General features: G+C 69.1%; 1 protein-coding gene and 1 pseudogene. Both read right to left on the bottom strand.

Translation table 11 applies throughout. The features are described from left to right. Positions 1-63: 63 nt before the first annotated feature. Entirely contained in the window at positions 64-246 is a 183-nt protein-coding gene (locus C468_RS05055) for a hypothetical protein (RefSeq protein WP_008847796.1), read from the bottom strand. A gap of 171 nt (positions 247-417) precedes the next feature. After that, positions 418-692 (bottom strand): annotated as a pseudogene (locus C468_RS05050) (hypothetical protein); the annotation flags it as partial.

Genomic DNA, 692 nt, shown 5'->3' with positions numbered 1-692 from the left:
CCTCGCGCCGTCGGCTCGCGGCCCTGCGGGCCGCTTGCCGGGACGCGCCACCGCACAGATCAGTTATAAGCGATCGTCTCCCTCACCGCCCTCTCCCACTCGCTCCCACGCGAGGTGGGCGACGATCCCGAGCAGGAACGCGACGCCGAGGTTCGTCGCCAGCGCGACGAGGCCGACAGCGGCCGAGAGCGAAACGTTCTCGCAGTCGAGGGCGTTGCGCGCGAGCGAGACGACCAGCGGGATCACCGTAATCGAATTCCCTATCGCCCCGGTGAGTGCCCCCGAGCCAAATTCGACGCGTCTACCTCCCCTTTGTCGGACGATTCCCACGGACAGGTGTCTTTCGAGGCCCGATACCCTTGAGCGTGTTCAGAAACCGCAGACGGTCGCGCACGACGGAGACGTGCCGTATTTCGGTTACTCCTCGTGAGGCGTATCGAACGTCGGGTCGTCGTCGTCGACCATCGGGCAGTTCCGGACGCGGAACTCGTCGAACCCGACGGCCTCGACGATGCTCGTCCCCTCGTGGTCGCACGCGACGTCCGGCGGCGCCGAGAAGTGCGGGCACTGCTGGCAGTACGTCCGCTTCGAGACCACGCGCTCGACGCCGGCGTCCGCGCCGCCGAACCGGTCCCCGAGGCCGGCGTCCGTCCGGTTCGCCCCCGGTCCCGGGCCGCCGAACTCGCCGACCG

The organism is Halorubrum kocurii JCM 14978 (assembly GCF_000337355.1).
Classification (GTDB): domain Archaea; phylum Halobacteriota; class Halobacteria; order Halobacteriales; family Haloferacaceae; genus Halorubrum; species Halorubrum kocurii.
Note: the sequence above shows the minus strand (reverse complement) of the source record. Positions and strands in the feature narration are given on the sequence as shown.